The organism is Pseudomonas moraviensis subsp. stanleyae (assembly GCF_036283065.1).
Classification (GTDB): Bacteria; Pseudomonadota; Gammaproteobacteria; order Pseudomonadales; family Pseudomonadaceae; genus Aquipseudomonas; species Aquipseudomonas stanleyae.
On sequence record NZ_JAADJI010000009.1, the window covers coordinates 242414 to 259868 of the forward strand.

Consider the following 17455-nt stretch of genomic DNA (forward strand, 5'->3'; position numbering starts at 1 on the left):
ATCAAAAGATCGCAGCCTTCGGCAGCTCCTACAAAGTCATTTATTCACTGCAGATCCCCTGTGGGAGCGAGCCTGCTCGCGAAGAGGCCCTCAAATCCAACACAAAATTCAATCCGGCAACTGCTCCACCACAATCCCCAACCGCTGGTAATCCTCGACACTCCCCGACCCCAGATGCCGCTCGGTAATCAACATGTGCAGTCGACTACACGGCGCCACCACAAACGGCTCCACCGCCCCCAGCTTGTCCGCCGTGGTCACCGCAATTACCCGCTTCGCGCTGTTGAGCATCGCCTGTTTGATCGGCACTTCATCGAAATGCAGCGAGGTGATGCCGACCTCGGGATGAATCGCACACACCCCGGTAATCGCCAGATCGGCCTTGATTCCCGCGAGCAATCGCAGCGCTTCCTGACCACTCGCCGACATCGAATGAGGATTCAATTCGCCGCCCGCCAGAATAACTTTCACACCCTTGTATTCGGACAAGGCAATCGCCGTCAGCGGTGATGCGGTCACGGCGGTGATGCGGATATCGGCGAGTAACGCGCGCGCTACCTGCAAGGTGGTCGAGCCGGAGTCGAACAACACAATCTGCCCGTTCTCGATGTGCTGGGCCGCCAATTGCGCCAGGCGCACTTTGACCTCGTCCGTCTCATCCAGACGGGTGAAATAATCCTTGCCCGAGTCCTTCGGTCGCGGCAGCGCCCCGCCATGCACGCGCTGCACCAGACCGGCGTTGTCCAGTTCTGCGAGATCGCGGCGGATGGTGTCTTCGGAGACTGCAAAATGCTGGCTCAGCTCGGAGGCCATGACCTTGCCGTCACGCTCAAGAAGTAAAAGGATTTTCTGCCGACGCAGGGACGGCAGTTCAGCGATGGAGTGGTCGTGCATGGTTATGCCTGTTTGTGCTTGTAATTGCAGGTTTCAGCGACACTAGCGAAAGTGTCGGGCAAATACAAACGCAGCGGCTATCAATGCTTTCGATCATTGCAATCAACAAGGCGAATTTTTTCTTTGCGCTGCGCCTGTTCACAATGGCCCCACTCTTAAAAGCTCAGGATGAACAGCCCATGAATCTCAATTTCGCCTTCGCCTGCATGATCGTCGTGTCGTTCGCGATTGCCTTGGGCCACGCCTGAACATGGCTCAAACCGAGGCCAGCAATTGTTCGCGAAGCCATTTATGCGCCGGATCGCGGTGCACGCGCTCGGCCCAGAACATCGCCATTTCATAGCCGGGCACCTGCAACGGCGCATCAACCACTTGCAGCGCCGGATTGCCGCGCACCAGGCGTGACGGCAGCATCGCCACCAGATCGGTGCTGGCCAGTACCGACATCGCCATCAGAAAGTGCGGCACCGACAACATCACTCTGCGCGCCAGCCCGACCTCGGCCAGCGCCTTGTCGGTCACGCCGAAAAAGCCCCCACCCTCGCGCGACACCAGCACATGTTCCAGCGCGCAGAACTGCTCACGGCTGGGCGCTTGGGTTAATCCCGGATGGCCAATGCGCCCGGCCAGCACATATCGTTCGGTGAACAGTGGTCGCCAATGCAACTCCGGCGGCGCGTCCTCGCTTATATGCAGCGCCAGATCAAATACGCCCTGCTCGGCCTGCTTGACCATCTGCGCCGGCGTCAGGTCGATGATCGCCAGCCGCGTGCCCGGCGCCTGTTCGCGTAAATGGCTGAGCGCTGGCAACACGACGGTGGATTCACCGTAGTCGGTCGCGGCGATTTTCCAGCTGTGCGTTGCCTGCGCCGGGTCAAACGCACTGGCCGGCGCCACCGCCCGCTCCAACGCCTCCAGCGCTTCACGCAACGGCTCGCGCAGTTCATCGGCGCGGGCGGTCGGGCGCATGCCTCTTGGGCCGGGTAGCAACAGCGGGTCGTTGAAGATCTCGCGCAGTCTGGCCAAGTGCACGCTCACCGACGGCTGCGACAAATGCAGGCGCTGCGCCGCGCGGGTGACGTTGTGCTCGGCGAGCAACACGTCGAGGGTCAGCAGCAGGTTGATATCCAGGCGTCTCAAATTATTCATGGCTATACCAGACATATCAGACATTCATTTCAAATATACCGGGCGAGCGCCGATCCTGCAGTCATCCCATTCACGGAGCACCCGACATGAATGTATTACTGGTTTACGCCCATCCCGAATCGACCTCGCTCAACGGCTCGCTGCGCGACTTCACCGTCCAGCGCCTGCAAACCGCCGGCCACACCGTGCAGGTCTCCGATCTGTACGCGATGAACTGGAAGCCCGTGCTCGACGCAGACGACGCACCGCAGCGCGACCCTTCGCAACCGTTCCACGCCTCACTCGATTCGAAACGCGCCTACGCCGACGGCACCCAGGCCGCCGACATCGCCCGCGAACAAGAGAAACTGCTCTGGGCCGACGCGCTGATCCTGCAATTCCCGATGTGGTGGTTCAGCATGCCGGCGATCCTCAAAGGCTGGATCGACCGCGTCTACGCCTACGGCTTTGCCTATGGCGTCGGCGAACACTCCGACAGCCGCTGGGGCGAGCGTTATGGCGAGGGAAAAATGAAAGGCAAACGGGCGATGCTGGTCGTCACCACCGGCGGCTGGGAATCGCACTACAGCCCCCGCGGGATCAACGGCCCGATGGAGGATTTGCTGTTTCCGATTCAGCACGGGATCCTGTATTACCCAGGGTTTGATGTAGTGCCGCCGTTTGTGGTGTATCGCACGAGTCGGATGGATGAGGCGCTGTATGGCCAGACCACCGAGGAACTGGGATTGCGCCTGGATGAATTGTGGAGCGCGCGGCCGATCGGGTTTCGGCAGCAGAATGGTGGGGAGTATGAGATTCCGGCATTGACGTTGAAGGATGAGATTGCGCCGGGCGTGGAGGGCTTTTCAGCGCACATCCGCTAGCCCCTCACCCTAACCGTCTCCAGAGGGAGAGGGGACTGACCGAGTTGTTCTGGCAAATTACGCCGACCTGGGATATCGAGCCGAACTCAAGTTTTGAACAGCCCCCGATCTGCTCCCTTCCCCCTCGCCCCCTTTGGGGGAGAGGGCTGGGGTGAGGGGGATGGATCTGACTGACACGCCGCAATCGCCAGGCACCACTGGCTTGCTTCAAGTTTCCTGGCGCACCCGCCTGACCTGCACCAACAACGCCGGGGCAAAATGCAGCAACACCATGCGGCTCAGATGATGCGTCAGGATAAACACCACATTCAGCCCGCCACCAAACGCGACAATCGCAATCGTCTCGATCGCACCCGGCATGTACGCCAGCCACAACGACAGCGGATCACTGCCCAGCCAGCGCGCAGCCACTTCAGCAAACGCCGCTGCAACGACGATCATCAAACCGACCGAGACCAACGCCGTGCGCCCATGTCGCGCCAGTTCCGCGATGCCGAGTCCCTGAAACCGCGAGCCGATGCGCACGCCGAGAATCAGTGCCGCCAGGTTCAAACTCCACTCCGGCATGTGAAAGCCATGCAGCCATCCTGACTTCACAAACACCGCGGTAATGAGGATCGCGGTAAGCATGAACGGCGCCGGAACGCCGATCAGCAGCAGCAAACGCCCGAGCAATACGCTCAAAGCGATGACAGAGAGTGCGGTCAACGCCATGCCTGTGGTCAACGGATCGCTGGCGACTTCCGCCACCGCTGCTTGTCCGGGAATGAGCAGGCTCACCAGCACCGTGATCAACAGCAGCCGCATCAGATGCACGATGATGACTTTGCTCGAAGCCTTTTCCGATTCAAGCAAATCGAACACCGCGGCCAATGCGCCGGGATAAACCGCCAACAGTGCATCGGTGCGGTTCCAGCCGGCGCCGCGTGTCAGCCACCAGCCAGCAAGGGCGATTTGTACGCTCAGGCAGATCAGCAACACGCCAAGGCTGGGCAACATTGTCGAAGCCGTTTCGCTGTCCCATGCTTCGAACATCAGCCCTGTGGCAATGCCCAGCGTGACCTGGATGTAGCCCAAACCATAAGGGGTTGCCGGGGCGATGCCGGTTTTACTGGCAAACAACGCGGTCACAACAATCGAGCCCAACAACAAACCGTGGGGAACGCCTTCAAACTGCAACAACGCGCCGAAACCGGCAGCAATCAACAAGCACACAATGGATTTCATAGTCGCCTTCCTGGCTATCCAACTGACACACTACGGTCCCCTGTAGGAGCTGCCGAAGGCTGCGATCTTTTGGGACGCAGAGCGTCCCCGGCTGCATTCCCACGCAGAGCGTGGGAACGATCAGATCGCAGCCTTCGGCAGCTCCTACAGGGGGATTTGCATTCCTATGCGCGAAGGCGCGCAATCGCCCGCCGATATTTCTCGACTCGCTCCAGATCCTCCCAACTCGGCGAGGCGATCCGCGAGATGTCGCTGTTCTCCTCCAGATCGGCCAGTTTTACCACCCGACCGATCGGATTCTGCGCGGCACGATCAACAAAGTCCTCGTAGGACTCGCCGGGCACTTTGGTCACCGCTGCAATCGCCGCCAGCACCTCTTCACTAAAGCCTTCCCCACGCAAATCATCCAGACTCACCCCGCAATCCTCGACCACATCGTGCAGCACGGCGACGACGCGTTCTTCCAGGGTGTTCATGCGCAACATGACTTTCAGCGGATGCAAAATGTACGGCGCGCCGCCCTTGTCCACCTGCCCGGTGTGGGCCTTGGCGGCAATGGCAATGGCGCGTTCGAGGGATTGAGCCATGGGAATCGAATCCTGCGCTGAATGTTTCTGATTGTTGCGCAGTGTACGCGAAGATCGCGCAGCGCAAAGCCGATTGAACCTTGCTCGCCCTCGCCGCCTCGAAACCAGACAAGCGCCAAATCACCGATCAGACGCGGCGCCATTGGAGAGGAACTGCCGATGAAAACCCGACTGCTGCTCCTGATCGCCACATTCGCCATCATCCCCACCTGCGTCATGGCCGAAGGCTGCGACGTCCAGACCCGCTCCTCCAGCACCGCAGTGCCCGCCGTGGAAACCCACAGCTGCTACGAATACGAAGGCATGCCTGTGGACTCCATCAACTGGTCATGCAGCAACGAAAGCAAGGACACCCTCAACGCCACCAAGAAGAAAGTCGAGCGCTGCGACGACCACTACCAGGCCACCTGCACCGCCCGCCTCACCCAGGAATCCCTGGCCAACCCGCACTCGACCAGCAAGGACAAAAGCGCCAAACCGCTGAACATGCCCGATAACGCCAAAGTCACCACCTATTACTACGATGGTGAGCATCTGGCTCAGGCGAAGATTGATTGTGAGAACAGTGGCGGGAACTGGAAGGCTAAATAGCTCCAGTCACCAGGGGATTGCCTGATAGAAGCCCGGCTGGATGCCGGGCTTGCTGCATCTGCAAACAGCCTCAACCTTCACCAGCACCGCTACTGGTACCGCTGTCATTCGATTGCTTCGAACCACTGGGCTTGGAGCCTGCAGGTGTTGAGCCATCATTGTTGGTGGTGTTGCCCTGTGTACCTTTCGGCACAGTGGCGCCATTGGAATGAATGTCTTCCGGCGCACTCGGGTTGGTTTGGCTGTTGCCGTCATTTGCGGTGGGTTCAGGGGTGTCGCTGGCGGCTGTTGCATAAAGCGAGGAGGCGGACAGCAGAGTGGCCAGAGTGAATGTTGCGAGTTTGACTGGGCGCATGTCGATGGTTCCTTTGCGGGGGTGAGTTACGCATTGGAAACAGCTGTTCGGTGAAAATGCGGAGCGGCTGACGAATGGCAGGAATGAATAACCCGACACCTTGAAAGAGATATCGGGTCATCAAAAAACAAATCTTGCACGCAGAAAAAAGCCCGGCTCAAAAGACCGGGCTTTCAGTTTGCGACACCCATCAACCACCGCCGCTCCCGCCACTGCTGCTACCGGATGGTTGACCCGCAGGGGTGGGTTTGGAGGCAGATGGCACCGGCCCATTATCGGTCTTGTCACCATCACCACCTGGGGGCAGCGAATCGGCATCCGGGTCGGCATTGGTGGCTGGAGACGCCGGTTCACGAGTCTGGCTGCTGCCGTCGCTCGCCTTCGGGGTCGACGTCTCCCCCGCCGCGAGCGCATACGGCGCACTGCCGAACAGCAGCGCCGTGAGGGTTAACACCGCGATTTTATGGTTCAGCATGGTGGCTCTTCCTTTGCGTGGTGAGTTACAGCATTGGAAGAAGGTGAGCGGCGAACGTGCGATGCGTCGGACGAGTGGTTATCAGCCAAAGACCTCGCAAAATGTCGACATCTGAATACTTCGCAGGAAAACACCCAAACGGCCCGCGGTTTCCTGGAAAACCAACCTCGATAAAGCTATGGGAAACGCATGCTCCTCAGAAATTCGCTGGCGTATTCGCACTGATAATCTCAGCCTCATCCGCGCCGATATTGCGAAACTTGTGCGGTAACGTCGTCGGAAAGTAATACCCATCGCCCGCACTCAACACACTCACCTGCCCGTCCACGGTCAACTCAACGGTGCCGCGTGTGACCAGCCCGCACTCTTCGCCTTCGGCATGCACGATCGGCTCTTCGCCGGAGCTGGCGCCGGGGGCGTATTGTTCGCGGAGCAGGCGCATCTGGCGGCTGGGCACGGAGGCGCCGATGAGCAGCAGGCGCAGGCCGTGGCGGCCGAGGTCGGGTTGTTCGTTGGCGCGGAATACGTATTGATGTTCGCGCGGCGGCTGGTCGAAGGTGAAGAAGTCGGCCAGGGACATCGGTATGCCTTCGAGCAGCTTTTTCAGCGAGCTGACGGAGGGGCTGACGCGGTTCTGTTCGATCAGCGAGATGGTCGCGTTGGTCACGCCGCTACGCCGGGCGAGCTCGCGCTGGGAGAGTTTGTAGCTTTCGCGTACTAATTTGAGTCGAGAACCCGTATCCATGACAGCCTTATGTGAGAACGACAAAGGGCGATGGGGGTGGGTGGCGGGTGACGCGCAGGTCGCGCGGATCACGTTGCTCCCGTGTCCCGGAACCGTGAAAGGCGGCTATTAAATCACGTTTGCGGGTGTTGCTCAGCAGGTTCGATGGATGGTGAGACGAAAGTCCCTCTTACCTTCGCAATACAGCCAATGTGGGAGCGAGCCTGCTCGCGAAAGCGGTGTGCCAGCCAACAGAGATGGTGGCTGATATGCCCCCTTCGCGAGCAGGCTCGCTCCCACAAGGGTGATCAGTTCTCTTCAATGGGAAAAACCGGCGGGGTCTTTCGAACCGCCGCCGGGAGGTAAGTCAGAGGCCGAAGCGGTCGCGCAAGGAGTAGTAGACGGCGCCGAGGGCGGTGAGCGGTGCGGAGAAGGTGCGGCCGCCGAGCATCGGCATGTGCGGCAGCGAGGCGAAGGCGTTGAAGCGTTCGGCGTCGCCGCGGATCATTTCCGAGATCAGCTTGCCGGCCAGGTGCGAGCAGGTGACGCCGTGGCCGCTGTAGCCCTGCATGTAGTAGGCGTTTTTTTCGATGCGGCCGAATTGCGGCATGCGCGACATGGTCAGCAGGAAGTTGCCGGTCCAGCGGTAGTCGATTTTTACGTCCTTGAGCTGCGGGAAGGTCTTGAGGATCTTCGGCCGGATCAGTTGTTCGATATCATCCGGCTCCCGCGCGCCGTAGACCACACCGCCACCGTAAAGCAGACGGTTGTCGGCCGTCAGGCGGTAGTAATCCAGCAGGTAATTGCAGTCTTCGACGCAGTAATTGTTGGTGATCAGGCTGCGCGCTTGCTGCTCGGTCAGCGGTTCGGTGACGACGATCTGCGAGCCGCACGGCATGCTTTTCGCGGTGACGCGGTTATCGAGGCCCTGCGGCAGATAAGCGTTGCCGGCGATCAGCAGATATTTGGCGCGGACCAGACCTTTGGCGGTTCGCACCGTGATCGGCTCGCCGTAGGTGATTTCCACCGCTGCCGATTGCTCGTAGATCTTGCCACCCAAACCCACGATCGCGGCGGCTTCACCGAGCGCCAGATTCAACGGATGAACGTGACCGCCCTGCATGTCCAGCAAACCGCCGACGTAGGCAGCGGAACCGACTTCACGGCGGATGTCCGCTGCGTCGAGCATCTGCAGATTGCGGTTGCCGTAGCGTTCCCAGTTGCGCTTCTGCTCGGCCAGGCCATTGAGCTGTTTCTTGTTCATCGCTGCGAAGATGCCGCCCGGGCGATAGTCGCACTTGATGTCGTAATCCTTGATGCGCGAGCGAATGATGTCGGCGCCTTCGAAGATCATGCTGCCGAGGATTTCTGCAGTCTTGTCGCCGTAGCGCTCTTCGATGACATCGACGTCGCGGCTGTAGGAGTTGACCAGTTGACCGCCGTTGCGACCGCTGGCGCCGTAGCCGACTTTCGCCGCTTCCAGCACGGTGACTTTATAGCCGGCCTCGCTGAGGAACAGCGCCGAAGACAGGCCGGTGTAGCCGGCGCCGATGATGCAGACGTCGCAGTCCAGCGCTTCTTCGAGAATCGGAAAGTCGATGACTTCGTTGCGGGTGGCGGCGTAGTAGCTGTTTACGTGTTGCTGTTTCATAGGTTTCTCCGAGGGCCGCCGGCCAGGGGCGACCGCCGCTGTAAAAGAGTCAGAGCTTGATCCAGGTGGCTTTCAGCTCGGTGTACTTGTCGAACGCGTGCAGCGATTTGTCGCGACCGTTGCCCGACTGTTTGAAGCCACCGAACGGCGCGGTCATGTCGCCGCCGTCGTACTGGTTGACCCAGACGCTGCCGGCACGCAAACCGCGGGCGAAGGTGTGCGCCTTGCTCAGGTTGCTGGTCCACACCCCGGCGGCGAGGCCGAAGATGCTGTCGTTGGCGATTTGCAGCGCTTCTTCGGCGGTGTCGAAGGTGATCAGCGACAGCACCGGGCCGAAGATTTCTTCCTGGGCGATGGTCATTGCGTTGGTCACGCCGTCGAAAATCGCTGGCTGCACGTAGAGGCCTCCGGTTTCTTCGAGGGTGCGCTGGCCGCCGGCAATCAGCTCGGCGCCCTGCTCGCGGCCGATGCTGATGTAGCGCAGGACGTTGTCGAGTTGACGCTGGTCGACCACGGCGCCGACGGTGGTGGCCGGATCCAGTGCGTGACCCGGTTTCCACGCTTGCAGCGCTTCCACCAGCAGCGGAATGAACTGCTCGCGAATCGAACGCTCGACCAGCAGACGCGAGCCGGCAGTGCAGACTTCGCCCTGGTTGAAGGCGATGGCACTGGCCGCTGCCTGCGCTGCGGCGCGCAAGTCCGGTGCGTCGGCAAACACCACGTTCGGGCTCTTGCCACCCGCTTCGAGCCAGACGCGTTTCATGTTGCTCTGGCCGGCATAAATCATCAGTTGCTTGGCGATCGCCGTGGAGCCGGTGAAGGCCAGCACGTCGACGTCCATGTGCAATGCCAGCGCCTTGCCGACGGTATGGCCATAACCTGGGAGCACGTTGAATACGCCCTTCGGAATCCCGGCTTCCAGCCCAAGCTGCGCAATGCGGATGGCAGTCAGCGGTGATTTTTCCGAAGGCTTGAGGATGAACGAATTACCCGCCGCCAGCGCCGGAGCGAACTTCCAGCTGGCCATGATCAGCGGGAAATTCCACGGCACGATCGCTGCGACCACACCGGAGGGTTCGCGGGTGACAAGGCCGAGTTGGTCGTGCGGGGTGGCAGCGACTTCGTCGTAGATCTTGTCGATGGCCTCGGCGCTCCAGCGGATCGCGTTGGCGGTGGCCGGGATGTCGATGCTCATTGAATCGCTGATCGGTTTGCCCATGTCGAGGGTTTCCAGCAGCGCCAGTTCTTCCTGGTGTTGCAGGATCAGATCGGCGAAGCGGATCAGGATGCGCTTGCGCTCGGCCGGGGCTTTATTCGCCCAGATGCCGGAGTTGAACGATTGGCGCGCGGCTTCGACGGCGAGGTTGGCGTCGGCTTCATCGGTGCTGGCCACCGCGGCGAGAAAGCGGCCGTCGACCGGGCTCAGGCATTCGAAGGTGTCGCCACTGATCGCCTGGCAGTATTCACCGTTGATGAAGGCGCGGGATTCGATGGACAGGGACTGGAAGCGTTGTTCCCAGTCGTTGCGGGTTTTGGTCATTGTTTTGAGCTCGACAAGGGGGAATTGGGGGGGGTGTCGGGTGCTGTGTCTGGCTTGAGATGGCTGCCCTCACCCTAGCCCTCTCCCGGAGGGAGAGGGGACCGATTGGGGGATGCTCAGAATTTCCGCCGACCTGAAAAATCGATACCGAATCCATAATCGACTGGATCGTTCAGGTCGCTGAATATCCCAAGACAACTGGGTCAGTCCCCTCTCCCTCCGGGAGAGGGTTAGGGTGAGGGGCTCTTCGGATTTTGAGGGCCTCAGCTAATCAAACCGTATGCAGATACCAGTTGTACTCAAGGTCAGAAATCGAGTTCTCGAACTCGGCCAGCTCGCTTTCCTTGCACGCGACAAACACGTCGATGTACATCGGGTCGATGTAGCGCGCCATGACTTCGCTGTCGTCGAGCTCGCGCAGGGCGTCACGCAGGTTGTTCGGCAGGCTCTGCTCGTTCTGCTCGTAGCTGTTGCCTTCGACCGGAGCGCCCGGTTCGATCTGGTTAGTCAGACCGTGGTGAATACCGGCCAGCACCGAAGCCATCAGCAGATACGGGTTGGCATCGGCACCGGCAACGCGGTGTTCGATGCGCACGGCATCCGCTGAACCGGTCGGCACGCGCACGGCGACGGTGCGGTTATCGATGCCCCAGCTCGGCGAATTCGGCACGTAGAACTGCGCGCCGAAACGGCGATACGAGTTGACGTTCGGGCAGAGGAACGCCATTTGCGCCGGCAGGGTCTCGAGCACACCGCCGATCGCGTGACGCAGTGCGGCGTTCTGCTCGGGATCCTCGCTGGCGAAGATGTTGTTGCCTTCTTTGTCCAGAATCGAAATGTGCACGTGCAAACCGTTGCCGGCCTGGCCCGGATAGGGCTTGGCCATGAAAGTCGTGTCCATCTCGTGGTCGTAGGCGATGTTCTTCACCAGACGCTTGAGCAGCACCGCGTAATCACAGGCCTTGATCGGGTCGGAGACGTGATGCAGGTTGACTTCGAACTGCGCCGGGGCGCTTTCCTTGACGATTGCGTCAGCGGGAATGCCCTGCTCTTTCGCGCCTTCGAGGATGTCTTGCAGGCAGTCGACGTATTCGTCGAGATCATCGATCAGGTAGACCTGCGTAGATACCGGACGCTTGCCCGATACCGGCGAACGCGGCGACTGCGGGCGGCCGTTCACGTTGTCCTGGTCGATCAGGTAGAACTCAAGCTCGAACGCCGCGCAAATAGTCAGGCCGAGGTCATCGAATTTGCGCACGACGTTGGCCAGCACTTCACGCGGGTCGGCGAAGAACGGCTGCCCTTCGATCTCGTGCATGGTCATCAGCAGTTGTGCAGTCGGGCGCTTCTGCCACGGCTCGATGCTCAAGGTGCCGGGGATCGGGTAGCAGATGCGATCGGCATCGCCAATATCCAGGCCCAGACCGGTGCTTTCCACCGTCGAGCCGTTGATGTCCAGCGCGAACAGCGACGCCGGCAGGTTGATGCCTTTTTCGTACACCTTATGAAGACTGGTGCGTTCGATGCGCTTGCCGCGCACCACACCGTTCATATCCGCAATCAGAAGGTCGACGTACAAAACCTCAGGATATTTCTTAAGGAATGCGTTGGCTTCGTTGAGTTGAACGGTACGCAGAGGGACCGACATGATGCACCTATTTAGCTGTTAATTATTATGTTCACCACCGTGTTGCGCAGCCAGTCAATCCGAAAGGCAAAGTGAAGTCAATAGCGAACAGCTGGCGCCGTAGCCTTTATTTTTCGGGCCTTTCTTAACACTCTTGTGCCATATCCATCGCCAAACCCCGGCAAACCTGAGCGATTTGATGAACGGCGTTTAGAATTTTTTACATGGCAGTTGTTAATTAAAATCAACGAGGCTAAGCTCCGGAAAAGCTCGTTCAAGTGACAGACTTCGAGGTGAATAAAAATGGCATTCAAGCCATTGATCGGCGTTACTGCGTGCGTCAAACAGATTGGCCTGCACCCCTATCACATCAGCGGCGACAAGTACCTACGTGCTGTCAGCGTTGGCGCTGAAGGGTTGCCAGTGGTCATTCCTTCTCTCGGCAACCTGACTGAAATCGACGACCTGCTCGGTCAACTCGACGGTCTGTTGCTGACCGGCTCACCCTCGAATGTGGAGCCCTTCCACTATCAAGGCCCGGCCAGTGCGCCTGGCACGGATCACGATCCGGCCCGCGACGCCACCACCCTTCCTTTATTGCGTGCAGCCATCGCGGCGGGCGTTCCGGTGCTCGGCATCTGCCGTGGCTTTCAGGAAATGAACGTGGCCTTCGGCGGCAGCCTTCATCAGAAGGTCCATGAGCTGGCGGGCATGCTCGATCACCGCGAAGCGGACAGCCCGGATGTCGCGGTGCAATACGCCCCGGCTCATGCGGTCAGCGTGCTCGCCGGCGGTGTGTTCGAGGCGCTGGAGTTGCCCAACGAGTTTCAGGTCAATTCGATTCACAGCCAGGGCATCGACCGCCTCGCTCCTGGCCTGCGTGCCGAAGCGGTGGCGCCGGACAGTTTGATCGAAGCGGTCTCGGTCGAGCACAGCCCGACCTTCGCCCTCGGCGTGCAATGGCACCCGGAGTGGCAAGTGCTTGACAACCCGAACTACCTGAGGATTTTCCAGGCGTTCGGCGCAGCGTGCCGGCAACGGGCGGCGCGACGCAACCAGCGCTGACGCAACCACGAATCAAGTAACGATTTACTGCCCCCGCGGCTGGCGGGTGTGCGTTTGCACACCTGTCAGTCGTGAACCGCAACACCCGTGATAACAACAAGTACGACCCAGGCAGCCAGGACGGCGGCGCCGAACAAGCCGGATCGGTACGGGTAATGCCAGTCAGGTAAACGCATGTCCCCTGTGGGAGCGAGCCTGCTCGCGAAAGCGGTGTATCAGCAACCAATGATGTCGACTGACACTCCGTATTCGCGAGCAGGCTCGCTCCCACAGGTTCTGCGCCAGCTGACAGGCATTCCGGACCGCTCCGCAATCCACTTAAGCCCGGCCACGTTGGCCAGGCACACGAAACCTGTTGGGAGTTTCACATGGCAAACGCCTCCAGCACTTACCGCAAGGCACTCGAAGGTCATCAGCAACCGAAAAAGGTGTTGGTGAAAGTCGACCGTGTCACCAAGAAGTTCGACGAAACCGTGGCCGTGGACGATGTGTCCCTGGAGATCCATCAGGGCGAAATCTTCGCGCTGCTGGGTGGCTCCGGATCGGGCAAATCGACCCTGCTGCGCATGCTCGCCGGTTTCGAGCGGCCGACCGAGGGGCGGATTCTGCTCGATGGCGTGGACATCACCGACATGCCGCCGTACGAGCGGCCGATCAACATGATGTTCCAGTCCTACGCGTTGTTCCCGCACATGACGGTGGCGCAGAACATCGCCTTCGGCCTCAAACAGGACCGTTTGCCTGCCAGTGAAATCGATGCCCGCGTCGAAGAAATGCTGCGTCTGGTGCACATGACCCAATACGCCAAACGCCGCCCGCACCAGTTGTCCGGCGGTCAGCGGCAGCGCGTCGCCCTCGCCCGTTCGCTGGCGAAACGGCCGAAACTGTTGCTGCTCGACGAACCGATGGGGGCGCTGGACAAGAAACTGCGTTCGCAGATGCAGCTTGAGCTTGTGGAGATCATCGAACGCGTCGGCGTGACCTGCGTGATGGTGACTCATGATCAGGAAGAAGCCATGACCATGGCTCAGCGCATCGCGATCATGCACTTGGGCTGGATCGCGCAGATCGGCAGCCCGGTGGACATTTATGAAGCGCCGGTCAGCCGCATGGTCTGCGAGTTCATCGGCAACGTGAACGCCTTCGATGGCACCGTGGTGGAAGATCTGGAAGGCCACGCGATCATTCACAGCCCGGATTTGCAGCAGAAGATTTACGTCGGTCACGGCGTCAGCACTTCGGTGCAGGACAAGTCGATCACCTACGCTATCCGCCCGGAAAAAATGCTCGTCAGCACCACTCAACCAGAGTTCCGCTACAACTGGTCCGAAGGCAAGGTGCATGACATCGCCTACCTCGGCGGCCACTCGGTGTTCTACGTCGAGCTGCCTGGCGGCAAGATTGTCCAGTCGTTCATGGCCAACGCCGAACGCCGTGGCGCGCGGCCGACCTGGGACGACAAGGTCTACGTCTGGTGGGAAGACGACAGCGGCGTGGTGCTGCGCTCATGAGAACCTTCAATCAGCAATTCCTGCGCCTGGTGCCCAGCGGGCGAAAACTGGTGATCGGCATTCCGTTCATCTGGCTGTTCCTGTTCTTCATGCTGCCGTTCTTTCTGGTGATGAAGATCAGCTTCTCGGAAGCCGCGCTGTCGATCCCGCCGTACTCGGAGATCTACACCTTCGCCGAACAGAAATTCCAGCTGCTGCTGAACATCGGCAACTACACCCTGCTCGGCGAAGACGAGCTGTACCTGTCTGCGTACCTCGGTTCGCTGAAGGTCGCAGCACTGAGCACGCTGATGTGCCTGGTGATCGGTTTCCCGATGGCCTACGCAATCACCAAGACCGGCAAGGAAACGCAAAACGTCCTGCTGTTGCTGATCATGATGCCGACTTGGACGGCGATCCTGATCCGCGTATATGCGTGGATGGGCATCCTCAGCAACAACGGTCTGCTCAATGCGTTTCTGATGTGGACCGGACTCACCGATCACCCGATCGAGATCCTCAACACCAACACTGCCGTCTATATAGGTGTCGTGTACGCGTATTTGCCGTTCATGGTCCTGCCGCTGTACGCCAACCTGGTCAAGCACGACAACAGCCTGCTGGAAGCCGCGCAGGATCTGGGTTCGAGCAACTTCAACAACTTCTGGAAGATCACCGTGCCACTGGCCAAGAACGGCATCATTGCCGGTTGCATGTTGGTGTTCATTCCGGTGGTCGGCGAGTTCGTGATTCCGGAATTGCTGGGCGGCCCGGAGACGCTGATGATCGGTCGCGTGCTGTGGCAAGAGTTCTTCAATAACCGCGACTGGCCGGTAGCGTCTGCGCTGGCGGTGGTGATGCTGTTGATCCTTATTGTGCCGATTCTGCTGTTCAACCGCAGCCAGGCCAAAGAGATGGAGGCACGAGGATGAAACGCTTCAATTTTTCCAGGTTCATGCTGATCTTCGGCCTGATGTTCATTTATCTGCCGATGCTGATTCTGGTGATCTACTCGTTCAACGCCTCGAAGCTGGTGACAGTGTGGGGCGGCTGGTCGATCAAGTGGTATGTCGGCCTGCTCGACAACACACAACTGATGGGTTCGGTGGTGCGCTCGCTGGAGATCGCCTGCTACACCGCGATTGCTGCGGTGGCGCTGGGCACCCTCGCCGCTTTCGTCCTGACTCGCGTCACGCGTTTCAAGGGCCGCACGCTGTTTGGCGGCCTGGTCACCGCGCCGCTGGTGATGCCGGAAGTGATCACCGGTCTGTCGTTGTTGCTGCTGTTCGTGGCGATGGCGCAGTTGATCGGCTGGCCGCAGGAGCGTGGCATCGTCACCATCTGGATCGCCCACACCACGTTTTGTGCCGCTTATGTGGCGGTGGTAGTTTCCGCGCGCCTGCGGGAGCTGGATCTGTCGATCGAAGAAGCGGCGATGGACCTCGGTGCGAAACCGTTCAAGGTGTTTTTCCTGATCACCATTCCGATGATCGCGCCGTCGCTGGCGGCGGGCGGGATGATGTCGTTTGCCTTGTCGCTGGATGACCTGGTGCTGGCGAGTTTCGTCTCCGGGCCGGGCTCGACGACGCTGCCGATGGAGGTATTTTCGGCGGTGCGCCTGGGCGTGAAGCCTGAGATCAACGCCGTGGCCAGCCTGATTCTGCTGGCGGTGTCGCTGGTGACTTTCCTCGTCTGGTACTTCGGCCGCAAGGCAGAAGCCAATCGCAAGCGGGCGATTCAGGAAGCGATGGATCAGACCGCCAACGAAGCGTGGCAGCCGCAACGTGCCGCAGCGGCCACAGCCTGACTCAAGGACTATAAAAAACCTGTGGCGAGGGAGCTTGCTCCCGCTTGAGTGCGCAGCGCTCACAAGATTTTGCGGCCGCTTCGCGCCCAGCGGGAGCAAGCTCCCTCGCCACAATAGTTCCGTGTACATCATGTTTTGTGTTGGTTTTTGAATAAAAAGAAGGGAGTTGTACCGATGAATATGTTTGGCAGGACTCTGCTGACACTGTCCTTAATGGGCGCAATGGTCATGGGCGCCCAGGCCAACGACAAGGTGCTGCGCGTTTACAACTGGTCCGATTACATCGCGCCGGACACCGTGAAGAAGTTCGAAGACGAAACCGGCATTCGCGTGACCTACGACGTCTTCGACAGCAACGAAACCCTGGAAGCGCGCCTGCTGGCGGGCAAATCCGGCTACGACATCGTCGTGCCGTCGAACAGTTTTCTGGCCAAGCAGATCAAAGCCGGCGTCTATCAGCCGCTGGACAAATCGAAGCTGCCGAACTGGAAGAATCTCAATCCGGTGCTGCTGAAAAATGCCTCTGCCAGTGATCCGGACAACGCCCACGCGTTCCCGTACATGTGGGGCTCGATCGGCATCGGCTTCAACCCGGCAAAGGTCAAGGAAGTACTCGGCGCCAATGCCCCGACCAATTCCTGGGACTTGCTGTTCAAACCGGAGAACGCGGAAAAGCTCAAAGCCTGCGGCATCAGTTTCCTCGATTCGCCGACCGAAATGCTCCCGGCCGCCCTCCACTACTTGGGCTATCCGGTGAACGACAAGGACAAGGCGCACATCGCCGAGGCCGAAGCGCTGTTCATGAAAATCCGCCCGTACGTGGCGTATTTCCATTCGTCGAAGTACATCTCCGATCTGGCCAACGGCAACATCTGCGTGGCGGTCGGTTACTCCGGCGACGTCCTCCAGGCCAAGGCCCGCGCGGTGGAATCGGGCAACAACGTGGTGATCGACTACAGCATTCCCAAGGAAGGCGCCGGCAGTTTCTACGACATGGTCGCCATCCCCCGTGATGCGGCGAATGTCGACAACGCCTACCTGTTCATGGACTTCCTGATGCGCCCGGACATCATCGCCGAAGTCACCAACAGCATCGGCTACAGCAACGCCAACGCAGCGGCCACGCCATTGGTGGACGAAGCGATCCGCAATGAACCGGGCTCGTATCCGTCGCAAGCGGTGATGGCGACGTTGTATGCGGTGCCGGATCAGCCGATTGCCACACAGCGGATCATGACCCGCGGCTGGACGCGGGTGAAGCTCGGGAAATAAAAATACCGATGATCAAAAATGTGGGAGCGAGCCTGCTCGCGAAGGCGGTAGGACAGGCGACGAAAATGTTGGATGTGCCGACGCCTTCGCGAGCAGGCTCGCTCCCACAATGAAGCAATGCAATGCTGAAAATTTTCC

18 protein-coding genes are annotated in these 17455 nt (G+C 59.8%); 8 read left to right on the forward strand and 10 right to left on the reverse strand.

Going from position 1 to position 17455, the window contains the following annotated elements:
• Positions 1 to 108: 108 nt before the first annotated feature.
• A complete protein-coding gene (locus GXB78_RS18090) occupies positions 109 to 894 on the reverse strand; it encodes a DeoR/GlpR family DNA-binding transcription regulator (protein WP_329516407.1) in 786 nt (261 codons plus the stop codon).
• An 83-nt stretch (positions 895 to 977) separates the two neighbouring features.
• Here GXB78_RS18090 and GXB78_RS18095 point away from each other — a divergent pair, with 83 nt between their 5' ends.
• Positions 978 to 1142, forward strand: a complete 165-nt coding sequence (locus GXB78_RS18095) for a hypothetical protein (protein ID WP_329516408.1) — start codon at positions 978 to 980, stop codon at positions 1140 to 1142.
• 7 nt (positions 1143 to 1149) lie between these two features.
• On the opposite strand, the gene GXB78_RS18100 is transcribed toward GXB78_RS18095, so the two are convergent.
• Positions 1150 to 2043 carry a LysR family transcriptional regulator gene (locus tag GXB78_RS18100; RefSeq protein ID WP_329516409.1) on the reverse strand — a complete coding sequence of 298 codons (894 nt, stop codon included), beginning with the start codon at positions 2041 to 2043 and terminating at the stop codon, positions 1150 to 1152.
• An 86-nt stretch (positions 2044 to 2129) separates the two neighbouring features.
• Between GXB78_RS18100 and GXB78_RS18105 the strand changes: the two genes are divergently transcribed.
• Positions 2130 to 2906: an NAD(P)H-dependent oxidoreductase gene (locus tag GXB78_RS18105; protein ID WP_329516410.1), complete on the forward strand. Its 777-nt coding sequence runs from the start codon at positions 2130 to 2132 to the stop codon at positions 2904 to 2906.
• A 207-nt stretch (positions 2907 to 3113) separates the two neighbouring features.
• Here GXB78_RS18105 and GXB78_RS18110 read toward each other — a convergent pair whose 3' ends face one another.
• Together GXB78_RS18110 and GXB78_RS18115 are read right to left on the reverse strand one after the other, a co-directional pair.
• Positions 3114 to 4133, reverse strand: coding sequence for an AbrB family transcriptional regulator (locus GXB78_RS18110; RefSeq protein WP_329516411.1), 1020 nt, complete (start codon positions 4131 to 4133; stop codon positions 3114 to 3116).
• A 164-nt stretch (positions 4134 to 4297) separates the two neighbouring features.
• Positions 4298 to 4720 (reverse strand): HD domain-containing protein, encoded by a 423-nt coding sequence (locus GXB78_RS18115; RefSeq protein ID WP_329516412.1) that lies wholly within the window; start codon positions 4718 to 4720, stop codon positions 4298 to 4300.
• Positions 4721 to 4879: 159 nt separating this feature from the next.
• On the opposite strand from GXB78_RS18115, the gene GXB78_RS18120 reads away from it, so the two are divergent.
• The gene (locus tag GXB78_RS18120; RefSeq protein WP_329516413.1) at positions 4880 to 5311 is read left to right on the forward strand and encodes a hypothetical protein; all 432 of its coding nucleotides are present in this window, start codon (positions 4880 to 4882) and stop codon (positions 5309 to 5311) included.
• Positions 5312 to 5381: 70 nt separating this feature from the next.
• Here the strand turns inward: GXB78_RS18120 and GXB78_RS18125 are convergent, their stop codons facing one another.
• The 6 genes from GXB78_RS18125 to GXB78_RS18150 all read right to left on the reverse strand — a co-directional run bounded on the left by GXB78_RS18125 (position 5382) and on the right by GXB78_RS18150 (position 11704).
• Positions 5382 to 5666 carry a hypothetical protein gene (locus GXB78_RS18125; RefSeq protein WP_329516414.1) on the reverse strand — a complete coding sequence of 95 codons (285 nt, stop codon included), beginning with the start codon at positions 5664 to 5666 and terminating at the stop codon, positions 5382 to 5384.
• Between the two features lie 190 nt (positions 5667 to 5856).
• On the reverse strand, positions 5857 to 6141 hold the full coding sequence (locus tag GXB78_RS18130) for a hypothetical protein (RefSeq protein ID WP_329516415.1): 285 nt from the start codon (positions 6139 to 6141) through the stop codon (positions 5857 to 5859).
• Positions 6142 to 6337: 196 nt separating this feature from the next.
• Positions 6338 to 6886 (reverse strand): cupin domain-containing protein, encoded by a 549-nt coding sequence (locus GXB78_RS18135; protein ID WP_011333561.1) that lies wholly within the window; start codon positions 6884 to 6886, stop codon positions 6338 to 6340.
• A 346-nt stretch (positions 6887 to 7232) separates the two neighbouring features.
• On the reverse strand, positions 7233 to 8516 hold the full coding sequence (locus tag GXB78_RS18140) for an NAD(P)/FAD-dependent oxidoreductase (RefSeq protein ID WP_329516416.1): 1284 nt from the start codon (positions 8514 to 8516) through the stop codon (positions 7233 to 7235).
• Between the two features lie 49 nt (positions 8517 to 8565).
• Positions 8566 to 10056, reverse strand: coding sequence for an aldehyde dehydrogenase (locus tag GXB78_RS18145; protein ID WP_329516418.1), 1491 nt, complete (start codon positions 10054 to 10056; stop codon positions 8566 to 8568).
• A 271-nt stretch (positions 10057 to 10327) separates the two neighbouring features.
• Complete coding sequence (locus GXB78_RS18150; RefSeq protein ID WP_007918694.1) at positions 10328 to 11704, reverse strand: glutamine synthetase family protein; 1377 nt, start codon at positions 11702 to 11704, stop codon at positions 10328 to 10330.
• 282 nt (positions 11705 to 11986) lie between these two features.
• Between GXB78_RS18150 and GXB78_RS18155 the strand changes: the two genes are divergently transcribed.
• The 5 genes from GXB78_RS18155 to GXB78_RS18175 all read left to right on the forward strand — a co-directional run bounded on the left by GXB78_RS18155 (position 11987) and on the right by GXB78_RS18175 (position 17317).
• Positions 11987 to 12748, forward strand: a complete 762-nt coding sequence (locus GXB78_RS18155) for a gamma-glutamyl-gamma-aminobutyrate hydrolase family protein (protein ID WP_329516419.1) — start codon at positions 11987 to 11989, stop codon at positions 12746 to 12748.
• Between the two features lie 368 nt (positions 12749 to 13116).
• Positions 13117 to 14259 carry an ABC transporter ATP-binding protein gene (locus GXB78_RS18160; RefSeq protein WP_039763289.1) on the forward strand — a complete coding sequence of 381 codons (1143 nt, stop codon included), beginning with the start codon at positions 13117 to 13119 and terminating at the stop codon, positions 14257 to 14259.
• Positions 14256 to 15170, forward strand: a complete 915-nt coding sequence (locus GXB78_RS18165; RefSeq protein WP_039763290.1) for an ABC transporter permease subunit — start codon at positions 14256 to 14258, stop codon at positions 15168 to 15170. Before GXB78_RS18160 ends, GXB78_RS18165 begins: the two co-directional genes overlap by 4 nt.
• Positions 15167 to 16045 carry an ABC transporter permease subunit gene (locus tag GXB78_RS18170; protein ID WP_329516420.1) on the forward strand — a complete coding sequence of 293 codons (879 nt, stop codon included), beginning with the start codon at positions 15167 to 15169 and terminating at the stop codon, positions 16043 to 16045. Before GXB78_RS18165 ends, GXB78_RS18170 begins: the two co-directional genes overlap by 4 nt.
• A gap of 174 nt (positions 16046 to 16219) precedes the next feature.
• Positions 16220 to 17317: a polyamine ABC transporter substrate-binding protein gene (locus tag GXB78_RS18175; RefSeq protein ID WP_329516421.1), complete on the forward strand. Its 1098-nt coding sequence runs from the start codon at positions 16220 to 16222 to the stop codon at positions 17315 to 17317.
• The last annotated feature ends 138 nt before the right edge of the window (positions 17318 to 17455 follow it).

Coding starts and splice junctions, on each gene's coding strand:
- GXB78_RS18090 (WP_329516407.1), bottom strand. CDS start 894: ATGCACGACCACTCCATCGCTGAACTGCCGTCCCTGCGTCGGCAGAAA.
- GXB78_RS18095 (WP_329516408.1), top strand. CDS start 978: ATGCTTTCGATCATTGCAATCAACAAGGCGAATTTTTTCTTTGCGCTG.
- GXB78_RS18100 (WP_329516409.1), bottom strand. CDS start 2,043: ATGAATAATTTGAGACGCCTGGATATCAACCTGCTGCTGACCCTCGAC.
- GXB78_RS18105 (WP_329516410.1), top strand. CDS start 2,130: ATGAATGTATTACTGGTTTACGCCCATCCCGAATCGACCTCGCTCAAC.
- GXB78_RS18110 (WP_329516411.1), bottom strand. CDS start 4,133: ATGAAATCCATTGTGTGCTTGTTGATTGCTGCCGGTTTCGGCGCGTTG.
- GXB78_RS18115 (WP_329516412.1), bottom strand. CDS start 4,720: ATGGCTCAATCCCTCGAACGCGCCATTGCCATTGCCGCCAAGGCCCAC.
- GXB78_RS18120 (WP_329516413.1), top strand. CDS start 4,880: ATGAAAACCCGACTGCTGCTCCTGATCGCCACATTCGCCATCATCCCC.
- GXB78_RS18125 (WP_329516414.1), bottom strand. CDS start 5,666: ATGCGCCCAGTCAAACTCGCAACATTCACTCTGGCCACTCTGCTGTCC.
- GXB78_RS18130 (WP_329516415.1), bottom strand. CDS start 6,141: ATGCTGAACCATAAAATCGCGGTGTTAACCCTCACGGCGCTGCTGTTC.
- GXB78_RS18135 (WP_011333561.1), bottom strand. CDS start 6,886: ATGGATACGGGTTCTCGACTCAAATTAGTACGCGAAAGCTACAAACTC.
- GXB78_RS18140 (WP_329516416.1), bottom strand. CDS start 8,516: ATGAAACAGCAACACGTAAACAGCTACTACGCCGCCACCCGCAACGAA.
- GXB78_RS18145 (WP_329516418.1), bottom strand. CDS start 10,056: ATGACCAAAACCCGCAACGACTGGGAACAACGCTTCCAGTCCCTGTCC.
- GXB78_RS18150 (WP_007918694.1), bottom strand. CDS start 11,704: ATGTCGGTCCCTCTGCGTACCGTTCAACTCAACGAAGCCAACGCATTC.
- GXB78_RS18155 (WP_329516419.1), top strand. CDS start 11,987: ATGGCATTCAAGCCATTGATCGGCGTTACTGCGTGCGTCAAACAGATT.
- GXB78_RS18160 (WP_039763289.1), top strand. CDS start 13,117: ATGGCAAACGCCTCCAGCACTTACCGCAAGGCACTCGAAGGTCATCAG.
- GXB78_RS18165 (WP_039763290.1), top strand. CDS start 14,256: ATGAGAACCTTCAATCAGCAATTCCTGCGCCTGGTGCCCAGCGGGCGA.
- GXB78_RS18170 (WP_329516420.1), top strand. CDS start 15,167: ATGAAACGCTTCAATTTTTCCAGGTTCATGCTGATCTTCGGCCTGATG.
- GXB78_RS18175 (WP_329516421.1), top strand. CDS start 16,220: ATGAATATGTTTGGCAGGACTCTGCTGACACTGTCCTTAATGGGCGCA.